General features: G+C 35.2%; 17 protein-coding genes and 1 riboswitch. Of the genes, 15 read left to right on the top strand and 2 right to left on the bottom strand.

Annotation, left to right across the window (positions count from 1 at the left end; translation table 11 throughout):
- Window positions 1-175: 175 nt before the first annotated feature.
- From AC4BB7_RS09330 to AC4BB7_RS09285, 10 genes are all read left to right on the top strand, one after another.
- Window positions 176-1,267 carry a DUF871 domain-containing protein gene (locus AC4BB7_RS09330; RefSeq protein ID WP_086313173.1) on the top strand — a complete coding sequence of 364 codons (1,092 nt, stop codon included), beginning with the start codon at window positions 176-178 and terminating at the stop codon, window positions 1,265-1,267.
- Window positions 1,268-1,399: 132 nt separating this feature from the next.
- Window positions 1,400-2,029: an NUDIX hydrolase N-terminal domain-containing protein gene (locus AC4BB7_RS09325; protein ID WP_490482837.1), complete on the top strand. Its 630-nt coding sequence runs from the start codon at window positions 1,400-1,402 to the stop codon at window positions 2,027-2,029.
- Between the two features lie 122 nt (window positions 2,030-2,151).
- Window positions 2,152-3,084: an alpha/beta hydrolase gene (locus AC4BB7_RS09320; RefSeq protein WP_086313169.1), complete on the top strand. Its 933-nt coding sequence runs from the start codon at window positions 2,152-2,154 to the stop codon at window positions 3,082-3,084.
- Between the two features lie 161 nt (window positions 3,085-3,245).
- A complete protein-coding gene (xerD, locus tag AC4BB7_RS09315) occupies window positions 3,246-4,136 on the top strand; it encodes a site-specific tyrosine recombinase XerD (RefSeq protein ID WP_490482836.1) in 891 nt (296 codons plus the stop codon).
- A gap of 30 nt (window positions 4,137-4,166) precedes the next feature.
- Window positions 4,167-4,529 (top strand): GNAT family N-acetyltransferase, encoded by a 363-nt coding sequence (locus AC4BB7_RS09310; protein ID WP_490482835.1) that lies wholly within the window; start codon window positions 4,167-4,169, stop codon window positions 4,527-4,529.
- 44 nt (window positions 4,530-4,573) lie between these two features.
- Window positions 4,574-5,353 (top strand): segregation/condensation protein A, encoded by a 780-nt coding sequence (locus AC4BB7_RS09305; protein ID WP_490482834.1) that lies wholly within the window; start codon window positions 4,574-4,576, stop codon window positions 5,351-5,353.
- Window positions 5,350-5,967, top strand: coding sequence for an SMC-Scp complex subunit ScpB (scpB, locus tag AC4BB7_RS09300; RefSeq protein WP_490482833.1), 618 nt, complete (start codon window positions 5,350-5,352; stop codon window positions 5,965-5,967). The genes AC4BB7_RS09305 and scpB overlap by 4 nt, the downstream gene beginning before the upstream one ends.
- Window positions 5,968-6,684, top strand: a complete 717-nt coding sequence (locus AC4BB7_RS09295) for a pseudouridine synthase (protein ID WP_490482832.1) — start codon at window positions 5,968-5,970, stop codon at window positions 6,682-6,684.
- 156 nt (window positions 6,685-6,840) lie between these two features.
- Window positions 6,841-6,965: riboswitch (FMN riboswitch) on the top strand.
- 385 nt (window positions 6,966-7,350) lie between these two features.
- Entirely contained in the window at window positions 7,351-7,965 is a 615-nt protein-coding gene (locus AC4BB7_RS09290) for an ECF transporter S component (RefSeq protein WP_490482831.1), read from the top strand.
- Between the two features lie 139 nt (window positions 7,966-8,104).
- Window positions 8,105-8,830, top strand: a complete 726-nt coding sequence (locus AC4BB7_RS09285; RefSeq protein ID WP_490482830.1) for an alpha/beta hydrolase — start codon at window positions 8,105-8,107, stop codon at window positions 8,828-8,830.
- Window positions 8,831-8,973: 143 nt separating this feature from the next.
- Here AC4BB7_RS09285 and AC4BB7_RS09280 read toward each other — a convergent pair whose 3' ends face one another.
- Window positions 8,974-9,186, bottom strand: a complete 213-nt coding sequence (locus AC4BB7_RS09280; RefSeq protein WP_086313147.1) for a ferredoxin — start codon at window positions 9,184-9,186, stop codon at window positions 8,974-8,976.
- Between the two features lie 39 nt (window positions 9,187-9,225).
- Here AC4BB7_RS09280 and AC4BB7_RS09275 point away from each other — a divergent pair, with 39 nt between their 5' ends.
- The 5 genes from AC4BB7_RS09275 (at window position 9,226) to rpsA (ending at window position 14,528) form a co-directional block, all read left to right on the top strand.
- Window positions 9,226-10,257, top strand: coding sequence for a YpbB family protein (locus AC4BB7_RS09275; RefSeq protein ID WP_490482829.1), 1,032 nt, complete (start codon window positions 9,226-9,228; stop codon window positions 10,255-10,257).
- On the top strand, window positions 10,254-11,696 hold the full coding sequence (locus AC4BB7_RS09270; protein ID WP_490482828.1) for a RecQ family ATP-dependent DNA helicase: 1,443 nt from the start codon (window positions 10,254-10,256) through the stop codon (window positions 11,694-11,696). Before AC4BB7_RS09275 ends, AC4BB7_RS09270 begins: the two co-directional genes overlap by 4 nt.
- A gap of 79 nt (window positions 11,697-11,775) precedes the next feature.
- Entirely contained in the window at window positions 11,776-12,321 is a 546-nt protein-coding gene (locus tag AC4BB7_RS09265; RefSeq protein WP_490482827.1) for an SAG1386/EF1546 family surface-associated protein, read from the top strand.
- A gap of 114 nt (window positions 12,322-12,435) precedes the next feature.
- Window positions 12,436-13,104, top strand: a complete 669-nt coding sequence (gene cmk, locus AC4BB7_RS09260; RefSeq protein WP_086313126.1) for a (d)CMP kinase — start codon at window positions 12,436-12,438, stop codon at window positions 13,102-13,104.
- Window positions 13,105-13,316: 212 nt separating this feature from the next.
- Entirely contained in the window at window positions 13,317-14,528 is a 1,212-nt protein-coding gene (gene rpsA, locus AC4BB7_RS09255; RefSeq protein WP_086313117.1) for a 30S ribosomal protein S1, read from the top strand.
- A gap of 92 nt (window positions 14,529-14,620) precedes the next feature.
- Here rpsA and AC4BB7_RS09250 read toward each other — a convergent pair whose 3' ends face one another.
- Window positions 14,621-15,397: a helix-turn-helix domain-containing protein gene (locus AC4BB7_RS09250; protein ID WP_086313116.1), complete on the bottom strand. Its 777-nt coding sequence runs from the start codon at window positions 15,395-15,397 to the stop codon at window positions 14,621-14,623.
- Between the last annotated feature and the right edge of the window lie 117 nt (window positions 15,398-15,514).

The following is a 15,514-nucleotide window of genomic DNA, read 5'->3' as shown; positions in this document are numbered from 1 at the left end:
TTAAGTCTTCCTTTCAAAAATAGGTTTACATCTCATCATAACAAATCCTCTTTAGAACCGCTAGTCAAAATGGAATTTTTTTAAGATTTCCAAAAGGTGTAGACCACTTTTTTTTATTCTGCTATAATGAAAATGGATACATTATAATCAATACAAATCTTAGGAGGCAGTAATAATGGGAAAATTAGGTATTTCTATTTATCCAGAACGTTCAACTTTTGAAAAGGACAAAGCTTATCTAGACTTAGCACATAAATATGGATTTAAACGCGTTTTTACAAGTTTACTTCAAATCACAGAAGACAAAGAAAAGGTATTAGGAGAGTTTAAAAAAGTCGTTGATTATGCTAACAGTCTTGGAATGGAAGTTATGGTTGACATTAATCCTGCCTTATTTGAACAATTAGAAATTTCTTATGATGATTTATCATTTTTCGACGAGATGGGTGCTTATGGTGTGCGCTTAGATGTTGGGTTTACAGGGGCTGAAGAAGCTAAAATGACGCGTAATCCTTATGGCATCAAAATCGAAATTAATATGAGTACAGGAACGAGTTATGTAGACAATATTATGAGCTACTCACCAAATACAGATAATTTGTTAGGATCACATAATTTCTATCCACATCGTTATTCTGGTTTGGGGTATGATCATTTTGTTTTTTGTTCTGAAAAATTCAGAAAATATAATTTAAATACAATGGCATTTGTGAACTCACATGACGCAACATTTGGTCCGTGGCCAACGCAAGATGGATTATGTTCTTTGGAAGATCATCGTGATTTAGAAATCGCTACACAAGTAAAACATTTAGTATTAACAGGTTTGATCGACGATATTTTGGTCGGAAATGCCTATGCATCAGAAGCAGAACTTAAAGCAATGGCGGATGCATTTAATGCAGAATATCCTTCTGTCAAAGTTGATGTAGCAAAAGATATTTCGGATGATGAGAGAGAAGTACTGTTTACAAGTCTTCACAGCTATCGCGGAGATCGCTCCGAATATATTTTACGCTCTACTATGACACGGATTCATTTTAAAGATCGTGCGTTTCCAGCTCATAACACGAAAGATATGACAAAAGGTGATGTCTTGATCGACAATGTTGGGTATGGTCAATATAAAGGTGAAACACAAATCGCATTGAAAGAAATGAAAAATGACGGACGTGTCAATGTTGTTGGACGTATTTCTGAAGATGAGTTATTCTTATTAGATTTCTTAAAACCATGGTCTAGCTTTAAATTAATTGAAAATAAATAATAAAATAGAGAAGAGATCAGACGAAAGTAACGTACAACTTTTGTTTGATCTCATTTTTTTATTAAGATTCTTCATAAATGGGTTTAATACGAGGGTGATTTCGATAAAATAGAAAGTAACGAGGTGAAATTCATGGAAAAAGAACTAAGTATTTTATTAGCTAAACTTCAAGGGATTGCTCAAACGGGAAAAAAATATGGGAAAGATATTTTTGATCGAGAGCGTTATGAAGAGCTTTCTAAAGTAACAAAAAAGTTAATGGAAACACTTTACCCTAGTTTATCTGATCAAGAGTTAACGATTCTTGTTGATAAAGATGAAGGCTATGCAACGCCGAAAGTTGATATTCGAGCAGTCATTTTTAATCAAGAAGGGAAATTATTGCTAGTAAAAGAAAAAAGTGATCATTGTTGGTCTTTGCCTGGAGGTTGGGCAGATATTGGCTATTCACCAAAAGAAATTGCTGAAAAAGAAACGATGGAAGAAGCCGGAATACCCGTTACAGCTAAGCGTTTGATTGCTGTGATAGACATGTCAAAACATGATTTTCCACCTTCATTGACTTATGTCTATAAGTTTTTTATTCACTGTGTCGCTGAGGATGGGGAATTAAAAACAGGAATTGAGACAAATGACGTTGGTTATTTTTCGCTACCAGAAATTTATTTACTTAAACTTTCTAAACAACGAAACATCATCGATAATTTTGAAATGATTTTTGCTGATTACCAAAATGAAAAAAATATCATGATCTGTGATTAATATTGCGAAAACGCCAATAAAACATTATACTATTTAAGAATTTGAAAAAATTAGTATCATTTGGTTTTTATTCTAAGAAAAAGACAGTGTTGTGAATGATACGTTTAATGGGGAGTAATCGGATGAATCGCATAGTAAAAATTTTGATTGTTATAGTCGTTTTAGTTGTAATCGTACTAACAGGAGCTGGGATGTATTTCTATAATTATGCTGTTGTTCCATCAGAGAAGGATTTTCTAGCTGGAGATACACCAGGGACAGATGTCGAGGTAAAAACGCCAGAAGAAAAATGGTTTAAAGATGAAAAGAGCCGTTCATACTGGGAACTGACTTCTAAAGATGGTTTAAAGTTAAAAGCAATTTATTTACCTGCTGAGGGGAAAACAGATAAAAATGTTATCATGGCGCATGGTTACATGGGAAGTGCTGAGACAATGGCTAGTTTTGCTAAAATGTATCATGACTGGGGCTATAATGTTTTAGTGCCAGATGCTCGAGGTCATGGTGAAAGTGAAGGGGATTATATTGGTTTTGGCTGGCCAGAGCGAAAAGATTATCTTCAGTGGATCGATAAAATGATCGCTGAAAATGGCAAGGATGCTCAAATCACTTTATACGGCATTAGTATGGGTGGAGCAACAGTCATGATGACCAGCGGGGAAAATTTACCGAAAAATGTTAAAGCAATCGTTGAAGATTGTGGTTATTCCACGGTAAATGAAGAATTAGCCTATCAATTAAAAGATATGTTTAATTTACCAGCGTTCCCATTAGTTCCAGTAACAAGTTTGATCACCAAAATTCGTGCTGGTTATTTCTTTGGTGAAGCAAGTTCAGTTGCACAATTGAAGAAAAATAAAGTACCAATGTTGTTTATCCACGGTGATGCAGATAAATTTGTGCCATTTGAAATGTTGGATGAAGTATATAATGCAACAGATGTACCAAAAGAAAAATTTGTGGTGTCAGGTGCTGGACATGCTAAAGCTTACACAGTTGACCCTAAAGCGTACAAGGCGAAAGTTGAAAGTTTTTTAACAAAATATGTAGATTAATGATTATCGTCATCCAGTTTGAAAAAATTGGTGACGATTTTTTGAAGTAGAAAAACGTCATTTGGTTATATAAATGTCATAAAAAAATTATCCTTACTAATTTTACTATACATCTGCTAGAATTCTTTGATATGATAATAAAAAGAAATGAGGTAAAATAGATGGAAGAACAAATTATTGACTATCTGCATTACTTACAAATAGAACGAGGACTTTCTCTGAATACAAGAAAAAGCTATGAACGCGACTTACATAAGTATTTAGTGTTTCTACAAGATCAAAAGGTAGAGAAATGGCAGTTGATCGACCGTTACATAATTATGGAATATTTACAAACGCTGCATAATGAGAACAACTCCTCTGCAACGATCATTCGAATGATTTCAAGTTTAAGAGGCTTTCATCAGTTTTTAAGACAAGAACGATTCACAGATCATGATCCAATGCAACATATCGATTCACCTAAAAAAGCACAAAAACTTCCTAGCACATTATCAGTTGGGGAAGTTACTTCATTGATAGAAACACCAGATACAACGAAACCTTTAGGGATAAGAAATCGAACGATTTTAGAGGTCATGTACGCAACTGGATTGCGAGTGACTGAGTTAGTAGATCTAAAAATCGGCGATCTACACTTATCGATTGGTTTATTGCAGACTATTGGTAAAGGCGATAAAGAGAGAATTATCCCTTTGGGGGATTATGCGATTCAATGGATTGAAAAATATCTAGAAGAAGCCCGGCCGACTTTAATCAAAAAAAACCAAAATGAAACACACTTATTTGTAAATCATCATGGGAAACCATTGTCACGCCAAGGAGTTTGGAAAAATCTAAAACAAATTGTACAAGAAGCTGGGATCAACAAAAACATTACCCCACATACATTACGGCATAGTTTTGCAACGCATTTATTAGAGAATGGAGCAGATCTAAGAATTGTCCAAGAACTTTTAGGTCATGCAGATATTTCTACGACGCAAATTTATACCCATATTACCAAACAAAGAATGGCCGATGTTTACAAACAACATTTTCCACGAGCTTAACTAATTAAAAAAGGAAAGAAGGTGAAAATCATGTTAACTTATTATCGAAAAGAGCAACGAAAAATAGCGATGGGACTATTGAGTTTCCACCAAAAACTAACTGAATATCATTCCCTACTAAAAGAAATTGATATGTATGAAACTGACGAGAATCTGCACTTACTTTTTTGGATACCAGATGGAGAACAAAATATTCAGGGGGTTGTCGGAATCGAGATAGAAACATCTGATGCGATGATTTTACATGATATATCAATCAATCCTTCTTTTAGAGGTGAAAAGTTAGGGTTTGACTTGCTAAATGAAATGGTAGAGCTTTATCCTGAAATGAAAATTTATGGAACATTAGCCACATCTGCTTATTTATCTAAGTGGAAAGAACACAACGCTTGAATTTTATGGTAAACTAAAGAGCTGAAAAAGAAAGTTGGATGATCTTGCAGGAAATTAATGTGAAATTGGATGTATTTGAAGGACCGTTAGATCTTTTATTACATTTAATCCAAAAATTGGAAATCGATATTTATGATATTCCAATTGCTGCAGTAACGGAACAGTATATGAACTATATCCATACAATGAAGACGTTGGAATTAGAAATTGCTGGAGAATATTTGGTGATGGCAGCGACATTGATGGCAATCAAAAGTAAGATGCTTTTGCCTAAACAAGAATTGGAACTGACTGAAGATGATGAAATCCTTGATGGTGAAGATCCACGGGATGCTTTGGTTGCTCAATTATTGGAGTATCGTAAATTTAAATATGCAGCAGGTCTTTTGCATGAAAAGGAATCAGAAAGAAGCCTCTATTATACGAAAGAACCGATGGATGTTGATGAATATAAAGAAGACAATCCTTTGTTATCACCAAATCAACTGAACACGATTGATTTGTTTTTAGCTTTCCACGCAATGTTAGAAAAGAAAAAAAGTCGACAGCCAGTGGAAACGACTGTCGCTGGAGATGATGTATCAATTGAAGAAAAAATTGCGACCATCACTCAAAAAATGTGCCAAATTGATCGGGATACACCGGTCAATTTTGAATCCTTTTTCGCCTCATATTCTAAACAAGAAGTAGTTACTACCTTTATGGCTTTGTTGGAATTAATGAAAAAAGGGATTGTTTATGTAGAACAAGAGGACAATTATAGTACTATTTTACTATATAACACCTCTGAAGAGATTGAATCAAGTACGGAGGAAACAATGTGACCACAGTTAGTCAAGTCGAAGCGATTCTATTTGTTGTTGGGGAAGAAGGAATTGGTTTAGAAGAATTGTCCTATTTATTGGGGCTTTCTACTGCTAAAACATACGAAGCGCTGACCGCTTTAAAAGAACGCTATGAATCAGATAAAGACGCAGCTTTAAATATCCTAGAAGTCGGAAATCATTTTATTCTATCAACTAAGAAGGCTTTTGCGCCTTTATTAAAAAAATATGCACAATCGCCTATTTCGAATTCTTTGTCTCAAGCAGCTCTCGAGACATTATCGATCGTTGCGTATAAACAGCCTATTTCAAGGGTAGAAGTAGATGAAATTAGAGGTGTGCAGTCAGCAGGTTCAATGCAAAAATTAGTTGCTCGCCAGTTGATTGAAGAAAAAGGCCGAGTCGACGGTCCTGGTCGAGCTATTTTATATGGAACCACTGCTTATTTCATGGATTATTTTGGTTTAAGATCTCTAGAAGAGCTACCAGATATCCAACAAATGGAAGAAGAAATCGCAGAAGAGTTACCTTTAGACCTCTTTTTCGATCGTTACAAAGAGTTAAATGAAGAAGAAGCAACAATGGAGATAAACGAATCGGAGGAAGAAAACTAAATGGAAAGACTTCAAAAAGTAATCGCGCATGCAGGGATTGCATCTCGCAGAAAAGCAGAAGAATATATCGTCAATGGACGTGTCAAAGTAAATGGAAAAATCACTCGAGAACTAGGGACACAAGTCGGTAAAAACGACAAGGTAGAAGTGGATGATGTACCGATTTATAAAGAAGAATATGGTTATTATCTGTTCTACAAACCAAAAGGGGTAATTTCTGCTGTTTCCGATGATAAAGGTAGAAAAGTTGTCACTGATTTTTTCTCACACATTAAAGAACGCATTTACCCTGTAGGAAGATTAGACTACGATACTTCAGGTTTATTGCTATTAACAAATGATGGAGAGTTTTCTCAAAAATTAACCCATCCAAGCCATGAAATCGACAAAGTGTATGTAGCGAAAGTAAAAGGCCTAGCCAAAAAACATGATCTGCTTCCATTAACAAAAGGGATTAAAATCGAAGGGTACAAAACAGCTCCTGCCGCTTTTGAGATTATATCTGTTGACCTAAAGACAAATACTAGCATAGTAGAATTAACCATTCATGAAGGTCGCAATCATCAAGTTAAAAAAATGCTTCAAGCAGTCGGATACCCAGTACAGAAATTAAAAAGAGAAAAGTATGGAGATTTGACCTTAAAAGGACTTCGTCCAGGTGAATACCGTAATTTAAATAAAAAAGAAATTAGTGTCTTAATGAATCAATCAAAATAATTTTTTTAGAAGGAGGAGTCTGAACTGAGTGTAGTTCGGGCTCATTTTTCATAGTGATAATTCTTCATAGTCAACTAAATATGTGACCTATTGAACATAAATATTGCTTTTTTCTAAAAAGGTTGTATACTGTAATTGTACAAAAATTTAATAAAGGTTCGTCTTCAGGGGCAGGGTGCAATTCCCGACCGGTGGTTATAGTCCACGACCTACTTCATTTGAAGTGGCTGAATTGGTGTAATTCCAATACCGACAGTAAAGTCTGGATAAAGAAGATAGGGCTTATTTGAATTGGCATTTTTCAGATAAGATAACTCTACTCTATTTTCCCTGTTGGAAAATAGAGTTTTTGTTGTGAATCACTAAGAGCTAAGTCTCTAAGAATTGAAGGCCAACGATTGGCCAAGGGGCAGAGTAGATGATGAACAGCACTTGGCGAACGAAGTGATAGAAGTCACTTTCGTACGGAAATACCATACTTAATCAAAAACTAAATATGAGTGAATTCTTTGTATAACTAAATACTGTTTTACCTCAATAGTAGTTTGTTATAGTAGTCTAATTGTTTGATCAAGCAAGATTTCACAGCAAATCAAGAGTAATCACTGAAAAGAATCAATTTAGAAAAGTTCGTTTGAAGATGGGTCCTTAACAGGAGGATTTCATATGCGAAACAACAAGGTACAAAAAATGGTAAGTGTAGCAATGTTAGCAGCAATAGGGGTGGTTTTGCAGTTTGTAGCATTTCCGATCATGCCCATACCTGCGCTCAGTTTCTTGAAAGTTGATTTTAGCGATATTCCAGTCATGATCAGTATGTTTTTATTTGGTCCATTAGCTGGAATTAGTACAGCTTTTATAAGGTCTGTATTACATCTGTTTACAACGGGTGCATCGCCACAAAATTTAGTCGGGGATGTCACTGTTTTTTTTGCGACAACTGTTTTCACTTTACCGATGTATTATTTTTTCAAACAGGGAAGCGATAAGCTTTCAAATAAAGTTTTAGGAATTTCTACAGGAATAATTGCGTTAACCGTCTTCATGAGCATCGCAAACTATTTCGTCATCACACCGCTTTATTTGAAATTATTCGGCGTATCCGCTGGGCAATTTTTAGGCATGTCACTAGCGAAATATGTTATGATTGGGATTATTCCATTCAATTTGATTAAAGGCGCAATTGTGAGTACTGCTTTCTTAGTGCTTCATGCAAAACTTTTACCATGGTTGTCTAGAAAACAATATCAGTTGGGCGATAAAAAAACGATAATGAAATAAGTCTTTATTATAAATAGTTGAAGCATGGAGAGGAACCATTAAGTTCCCTCTATGTTTTTTTGGTAGTCAGGACTAAATATTCTAGATATTGAATATTTTCTGATAAAATAGTTAAAGTAAGAACAGGAGGAGTAATAAAATGAAAAAATGGCAGAAACGCTTACTTTGGTTCGGCGGAATACTAGTGGTATTGATCTTAGTTGGTTTATTTTATATAAAAACCATTACATATACACCTACGACGATCGCCTTAGAATCCTCTGAACAAGCAATAGATGAAAATGGCACACTATTTTTCAAGGGAAACAAAGAAAAAACAACAGTGATTTTTTATCAAGGTGCACTGGTTGAAAATGCTAGTTATAGTATTTGGGCTGAAAAAGTAGCAGAAGCCGGCTTTTCAGTTTATCTTGTAAAAGAACCCTTTAATCTAGCTGTGTTAGGGCAAAATAAAGCGGAACAAATCATCGAGGCAAATCATTTAAGCAATTATGTGATTGGCGGGCATTCATTAGGTGGCGTTATGGCTAGCCGTTTTGCTGCTGAGCAAGAGGGTCATAATGCGTTAAAAGGTGTGTTTTTCCTAGCAAGTTATCCTGATGAGAAAGGTAGTCTCGCAACATTTAATGGTCAAGTACTTTCATTGACGGGTTCTGAAGATGGTGTTTTGAATTGGCAAGCATACAATCAGTCGAAAAAATATTTGCCTAACCAGACTATTTTTGAAGAAATCAAGGGTGGAAATCATGCTGGCTTTGGTAGCTATGGTGAACAAAAAGGCGATAAACCAACTTTGATCAATAATGATGAACAGCAAGAAGCCGTTGCTGGTCAGTTGATCGACTGGTTAAACACGATAAAATAAACAATAAAAGAGTTTAGCTCTGAGAATTAAGAAGGAGTTACTTTTTTCTCGCTGTTTATTCAGATTTAAAGCCCAAAACAAAACTGTTTTTTAGTTTTGCCCTGGGCTTTTTGTAATTGCTTAAATAAATGCTCTGATTTTTATTATTTTTCTATGATCTCTATTGCACGAACAGGGCATTTACGGTACGCTGTTAAGACATTGTCCCTTTCGTTTTCGGGAACAAATTCTTGCGTTGCCTTATTATCATTTTTTAAAATGACGATTCCATCATCATTATAATCGAACGTTTCTGGTGCATACACTTGGCATAAGCCACAAGCAATGCATTTTTCAGGAATTATTTTACATAACATATAAGCACATCCTATTCTATCATTGAAAGAGGTGGTAATATGGAACCTTCTTTTATTTTAGCGTTATTTCAACATGGATACAAGGCGCGAACTTCGACTTTGTATCATCTTTTAAAAGGCAAGCGGACAAGTTCTGTGTTGCTTTATGGTTTTATATATGAAAATTTACGTTTTTTCCAATTATGCCCAGAATTATCTGAAAAACAGTTTAACGACATACTAGATAACTTGATCCAACAAAAGTTATTATACCAAGATATAGAAGGTGAGGTTCAGATATCAAGTAAAGGAATGGAATTAATAGACCGTGATCGTAATCGCTTAACTCAAATCGATAATTATCGTTTTGGTAAAACCGATGATATTATTTGGCGATTATTACAATTTACGGTACAAGTTGTTTCAAATTTATCTTATGCTAACAAAAATTATGTTCCACTTGAACAATCGCCATTGTATCAAAAACAAGTAAAAATGTATATAAAATCAATGCCCAAAGCACAATTAATTCAAACCGTTAAAACAGAATGGACCGAAATTTTTTCCAAACTCCCTAAAGATGAAGCGGATTTTTTCGCCCGTCAATTGTCAGGTTATCAGCAAATTGGTAAAACCTCTTTTCAATTATTGGGAAATCAACCTAAAGCATTTGAACGGTATCTGCTAAAAAAAGAAAAACTTCATCATTTGTTAACTACAATCTGTTTGATGCCAGAAGGAAGTTTTTTGAAGAAGTTGATTCTTCAATTAGTTCAACAAAATGAAAATAAAAGTATGAGTGAAACAAGCTATTATTTAAAAAAGCAGCTTTCAATCGAGGCGTTAGCTCAGCAAAGAAACGTTAAAATAAGTACGATAAAAGACCATCTGATGGAGCTTGCTTTAACAAAGGAGTTTCCGTTTGAACAATTTGTATCCAGTGAAACTTCTCATCATTTAATGAACTATCCCAAACCATATCAGGACTGGGTATACCGTACAGTAAAACAAATAAGTCCAAAACTCGACTACTTTGAGTTTCGTTTATATCAAATTCAAAAACTTAGAGAAGAAAGAGAATTAAGCAAATGACAATTATTTTAGAGGAAATATTACAAAAGAAATTTGGATTCAATACATTTAAACCAGGACAAAAAGAAGTCATTGAGCAACTGTTAAACAAACAAGATACATTAGCTGTTTTGCCAACAGGTACTGGAAAATCCTTATGTTATCAGCTAGTCGGACAATTGGTCGAAGGAACAGTATTGATTGTTTCTCCGTTGTTATCTTTAATGGAGGATCAAGTAATCCAGTTGCAAAAAAAAGGAGAAGCAAGTGTTATTGCCTTAAATAGTAGTTTATCTTTTTTTGAAAAGCAATATGTATTGAATCATTTAAGTGAGTACAAATTCATTCTGATTAGTCCTGAAACGTTGATGCAAAAAGAGGTTCGAACGAAAATTGCTGCGTTAAAGATTGCCTTGTTTGTAGTTGATGAAGCCCATTGTGTTTCCCAGTGGGGCGTTGATTTCAGGCCAGAATATACTCAGCTAGCAAAAATCCAAGCGGAATGTCATTATCCATTGACGTTAGCCTTAACAGCAACAGCGACTCCATCTGTAAAGAATGAGATTATCAGCCAAGTATTTGCCCACCGTAAAACGATTTCTGAGGTGATTTTCTCGGTGAACCGCCCTAATATTGGGTTGATCGTCAACCAAACAACAGAAAAAAATGATGTATTACTTGCTTATCTTTTGCAGTTAAGAAATAAAGGAATCATTTATTGTGCAACTAGAAAATCGTCTGAAAAAATCAATCGACTGATCAATGAAGAAACGAATTTGAAGTCTGCATTTTATCATGGTGGTTTGACAGCGAATGAGCGTAGTTTACTCCAGCAACAATTTGTTTCCAATCAAATCGATGTTTTGTGTGCGACGAATGCTTTTGGTATGGGGATCGACAAACCAGATGTTCGCTTCGTGATTCATTATGATTGCCCTGATAGTTTAGAAAACTATGTTCAAGAGATTGGCAGGGCTGGCCGCGATGGTCAAAGTAGTGTTGCGATTTTACTCTATCAAAAAGGAGACGAATTTATTCATTATTATTTCCAGTCGGAAAGTCGCCTTGATCGTGAGCTTTTAAATGAATTAGCAGGATATCAATCAGAAAAGCAAGGAAATAGTCTGCCTGCATTAAATGAAATTCAACAAAAGTGGTTACAAGGATATTTAGAAAATGACTATACGATAGAAGAACTAGAACAAAGATTATTAAGAAAAGAGAAAGAGCGGCAACAGCAGTTAAGCATTATGTTAAACTATATCAAGGAAGAAAAATGCCGTCGTGCGTTCATTCAGCATTATTTTTCAGAAGAAATCAAGAAAAAATCACAAGAAAATTGTTGCGATCAGTGCGGCTTATCCTTTGACAACTACAAAGGGCAAATAGTACAATCACCAGAAGAAAACGAAATCTCTGAACAGTGGGAGGACATTTTAATAAGATTATTTAAAGAATGAAAATAATCTTTTTTTAGACTGCAGTTGAGGAAAAGCTGTGGTATAATAACAAACGAAAGAATTTTAGGAGGAACGATACGTGAGTAAAAAAGATAGTAAAAAACCATCAGGTGCACGTGAACCTTGGGAGCAGTCGATTTATGATACTGATAAAAATACTGGGGGCTCTCGCTCAGAGAAACGTCAACAAAAAAAAGGGAATACGGTCTTTCTAACAATTTTAGTTATTCTTTTACTTTTGATCATTGCTTTACCAGTAGGTACTTATCTATATGTGATGCGGGATAAACCGAATGACAATAAACAAGCGAGCCAACCTTCTTCATCAGTGGTTGTTCAATCGTCGACAAAAAATAGTTCAACACAGTCATCGTCTTCAAGTGCTAATGCATCACAAGAGACACCAGCATCGTCTTCAGATGCCGTGACTGATGGCGCGCAAAGCAGTGTACCGCAAGAAACTACTCCGACAAGTGAAGCGGCTGTATACGATCAAGTTCGTGATGGAGAAGGGCCAAATCAGGTGGCTCGAAGAAATGGTATTTCTGTAGAAGAGTTATTACAGTTAAATGGTATTTCTTTAGATACTGTTTTACAACCGGAGCAATCTTTACGCGTTAAATAACAAAAATCGGGAGAAAAGATATAATCCCTTTTCCCGCTTATTAAGGGTCTGAAACAAAACAATCGATGTTTTGTACCAGACTCTTTTACTATGTGATAAACAAAGGAGCGCATTATGAAAAAAATAAGTATTGCCATTGACGGACCAGCATCTTCTGGGAAAAGTACGGTAGCTAAAATTTTAGCAAAAAAACTGAATTACATTTATTGTGATACTGGTGCAATGTATCGAGCTTTGACCTATTTAGCAATGGAAAAGAACATTGATTTTGAGAATGAACAAGGCTTAGTCGATCTTTGTCTCAATCATGAGATTTCGTTTAAACAGACAGATAAAGAGCAATTGGTTTTTGTCGATGGAATCGAAGTAACTGAAGAAATCAGACAACCTGATGTCACAAATGCTGTTTCGATCGTGGCAAAACATGGAGCAGTTCGAGAAAAAATGGTAGAGTTGCAACAAATCATCGGGCGTGCTGGCGGAGTTGTCATGGACGGACGAGATATTGGGACTGCAGTATTACCTGATGCGGAAGTTAAGATTTTCCTCGTTGCTAGTGTTGAAGAACGAGCTGAAAGGCGTTATAAAGAAAATCAAGAAAAAGGAATCATGACGGATTTCGCTACATTAAAAAACGAAATTGAGCATCGAGATTTCCTTGATTCAACTAGGGAAGTCTCTCCTTTAAAACAAGCAAAAGATGCGGTGAAAATCGATACAACTGGGATGAACATAGAAGAAGTCGTGGAAGCTATCGAAGGGGTCATCTTAGCAAAAAGATAAGTATTAATAGTTGAGCTAAATTGGCTGAAAAGAAAGTATGATTAAGTAAAAGTTATACTTTCTTTGCCTTTAAGCAAGAAAATGTCTTCTTATTTCAAAGAAAAAGAAGAAAATGAGAGAAATCGCTTTATTTTTTCAGCAAAATCCCGTACTATTAAAGGAGTAGGTCAGTTTTTTACGAATTTTTTGGTGGCATAGGAGGATAAGTATTCATGACAGAAGACAAAAAAGTGGAAATCAACAATGAAACAATGGAAGATGCAATGAACAGTGTCCAAGAAGTAAATGTAGGTGACATCGTTAAAGGTGAAGTACTTGCAGTCGAGGACAAACAAGTTGTCGTTGGTATTGAAGGTGCTGGCGTCGAAGGTGTAGTACCTGCAAAAGAATTATCTACAACACAAGTAGAAGATATCAATGAATTAGTAAAAGTTGGTGACATTTTAGATTTGGTTGTCATCACATCAATTGGTAAAGACAAAGAAAATGGCAGTTACTTACTGTCTAAACGTCGTTTGGATGCTAAAAAAGTTTGGGAAGAAATCGAACAAGACTTTAAAGCAGGCAAAATCATCGAAGCACCCGTTACAAATGTTGTAAAAGGTGGTTTAGTAGTGGATGTCGGCGTTCGTGGCTTTGTTCCAGCGTCAATGGTGGAAGACCATTTTGTTGCTGATTTTTCAGAATACAAAGGTCAAACACTGACATTTAAAATCATCGAGATCGAACCTTCTGAAAATCGTTTGATTTTATCTCATAAGGCAGTTGTTGCGGCTGAGAAGAATTCTAAGAAAAAAGATATTTTAGCAACACTTCATGATGGCGATATCGTTGAAGGAAAAGTTGCTCGTTTAACTGATTTTGGAGCGTTTATTGATTTAGGCGGGATTGATGGCTTAGTTCATGTTTCTGAAATTGCTCATCAACATGTTGGCAAACCAAGTGATGTACTAACGGTTGGTGATGATGTAAAAGTTAAAATTCTTTCAATCAATCCAGATGAAGAACGTGTTTCACTATCAATTAAAGAAACATTAGCTGGACCTTGGGAAGATATCGAAAATAAAGCTGCTGTCGGTTCTGTTCTTGATGGAACTGTTAAACGTTTAACAAGCTTTGGGGCATTCGTTGAAGTGTTCCCAGGAGTTGAAGGTTTAGTGCATATTTCTCAAATTTCACACAAACACATTGCAACACCTCACGAAGTCTTACAGGAAGGTCAAGCAGTTCAAGTGAAAGTTTTAGAAGTCAATCCAGAGGAACACCGAATTGCATTAAGTATCAAAGCATTAGAAGCAAAACCTGAATCTCAAGAAGAACCAAAAGATGTTCAAGAATATGAGTTACCAGAAGAAAATACTGGTTTCACAATGGGTGATATCTTAGGGGATGCTTTAAAAGCACAAGATTCTGATTCAGAATAATTTTATCAATAGAGCGAAGGGAGACCTTCGCTTTTTTCGTCTAAAAAACACCCACTAAAATAAGATAGTGGGTGTTTTTTTTTGTTTAGATACTAATTATAAATAACTCGCAAATCTGCGGGTGTATGTTCACCCCGATATTGTTTACGAAATTGGTAAGGAGATTGTCCAACTTTTTTCTTGAATAATTTACTAAAATACGTTGAATCAATATAGCCAACTGTACCAGAAATTTCTGTGATCGATTCTTCCGTTTTCATTAATAATTGTTTGGCTTTTTCTATGCGGTAGGCAGTTAAGTAATCAATAAAATTCATTCCAACAGCCTCTTTAAAGAATCGACTTACATAGTGTCGATTTAAATGCATGATATCTGCTAACGTCGTTAAGTTGATTTCTTCATCATAATGATCATGAATATAATCTAAAATAGTGTTGATTTGTTCTTTTGCTAAGACCGTCGGCTTATTATTCAATACATCCATTAAAGAAACTTGATTGAGTGATTTAACACTCCGATCAATGGCAAATTTTAACTCGTTGAAGTCAATAGGGGTCAATAAGTAATCGATCACACCACAGCGCAACGCTTGGTGGATACTTTGAAAATTATCTCGTTCTGTTAATATGATTACTTTGATATTTGGTAGTTGTTGAACTATTTTGCGTTTTACGATAAAACCATCAACGTCTAAATGATCTATCGCAATCAAAAGAATTTCAGGAAGTAACTTTTCAGCAATGGCTAAAGCTTCTTGCTCTGTTTCAGCTGGAGGTAACACTTTTATATTCATGAATGAGTCGTTGATCGTTTGTTGAAGTGTTTGTTGTTCTTTGGCGTCATTACTGACAATCAATAATCGGCACATAAGTAAACCCTCTTTTCTTTGATGAGATAATAGTTCTTCTGTTTGTGAAAATTTCTTTACTACTCTATAATACCTTGAATAAATAAAGCTTTCAAGTGCAATTCTTTGTGAAAAAAT

Source organism: Enterococcus sp. AAFC-DPL-5182 (assembly GCF_058216605.1).
This window is presented reverse-complemented; position numbering and strand designations above follow the sequence as displayed.

Coding starts and splice junctions, on each gene's coding strand:
- AC4BB7_RS09330 (WP_086313173.1), top strand. CDS start 176: ATGGGAAAATTAGGTATTTCTATTTATCCAGAACGTTCAACTTTTGAA.
- AC4BB7_RS09325 (WP_490482837.1), top strand. CDS start 1,400: ATGGAAAAAGAACTAAGTATTTTATTAGCTAAACTTCAAGGGATTGCT.
- AC4BB7_RS09320 (WP_086313169.1), top strand. CDS start 2,152: ATGAATCGCATAGTAAAAATTTTGATTGTTATAGTCGTTTTAGTTGTA.
- xerD (WP_490482836.1), top strand. CDS start 3,246: ATGGAAGAACAAATTATTGACTATCTGCATTACTTACAAATAGAACGA.
- AC4BB7_RS09310 (WP_490482835.1), top strand. CDS start 4,167: ATGTTAACTTATTATCGAAAAGAGCAACGAAAAATAGCGATGGGACTA.
- AC4BB7_RS09295 (WP_490482832.1), top strand. CDS start 5,968: ATGGAAAGACTTCAAAAAGTAATCGCGCATGCAGGGATTGCATCTCGC.
- AC4BB7_RS09290 (WP_490482831.1), top strand. CDS start 7,351: ATGCGAAACAACAAGGTACAAAAAATGGTAAGTGTAGCAATGTTAGCA.
- AC4BB7_RS09285 (WP_490482830.1), top strand. CDS start 8,105: ATGAAAAAATGGCAGAAACGCTTACTTTGGTTCGGCGGAATACTAGTG.
- AC4BB7_RS09280 (WP_086313147.1), bottom strand. CDS start 9,186: ATGTTATGTAAAATAATTCCTGAAAAATGCATTGCTTGTGGCTTATGC.
- AC4BB7_RS09275 (WP_490482829.1), top strand. CDS start 9,226: ATGGAACCTTCTTTTATTTTAGCGTTATTTCAACATGGATACAAGGCG.
- AC4BB7_RS09270 (WP_490482828.1), top strand. CDS start 10,254: ATGACAATTATTTTAGAGGAAATATTACAAAAGAAATTTGGATTCAAT.
- cmk (WP_086313126.1), top strand. CDS start 12,436: ATGAAAAAAATAAGTATTGCCATTGACGGACCAGCATCTTCTGGGAAA.
- rpsA (WP_086313117.1), top strand. CDS start 13,317: ATGACAGAAGACAAAAAAGTGGAAATCAACAATGAAACAATGGAAGAT.
- AC4BB7_RS09250 (WP_086313116.1), bottom strand. CDS start 15,397: ATGTGCCGATTATTGATTGTCAGTAATGACGCCAAAGAACAACAAACA.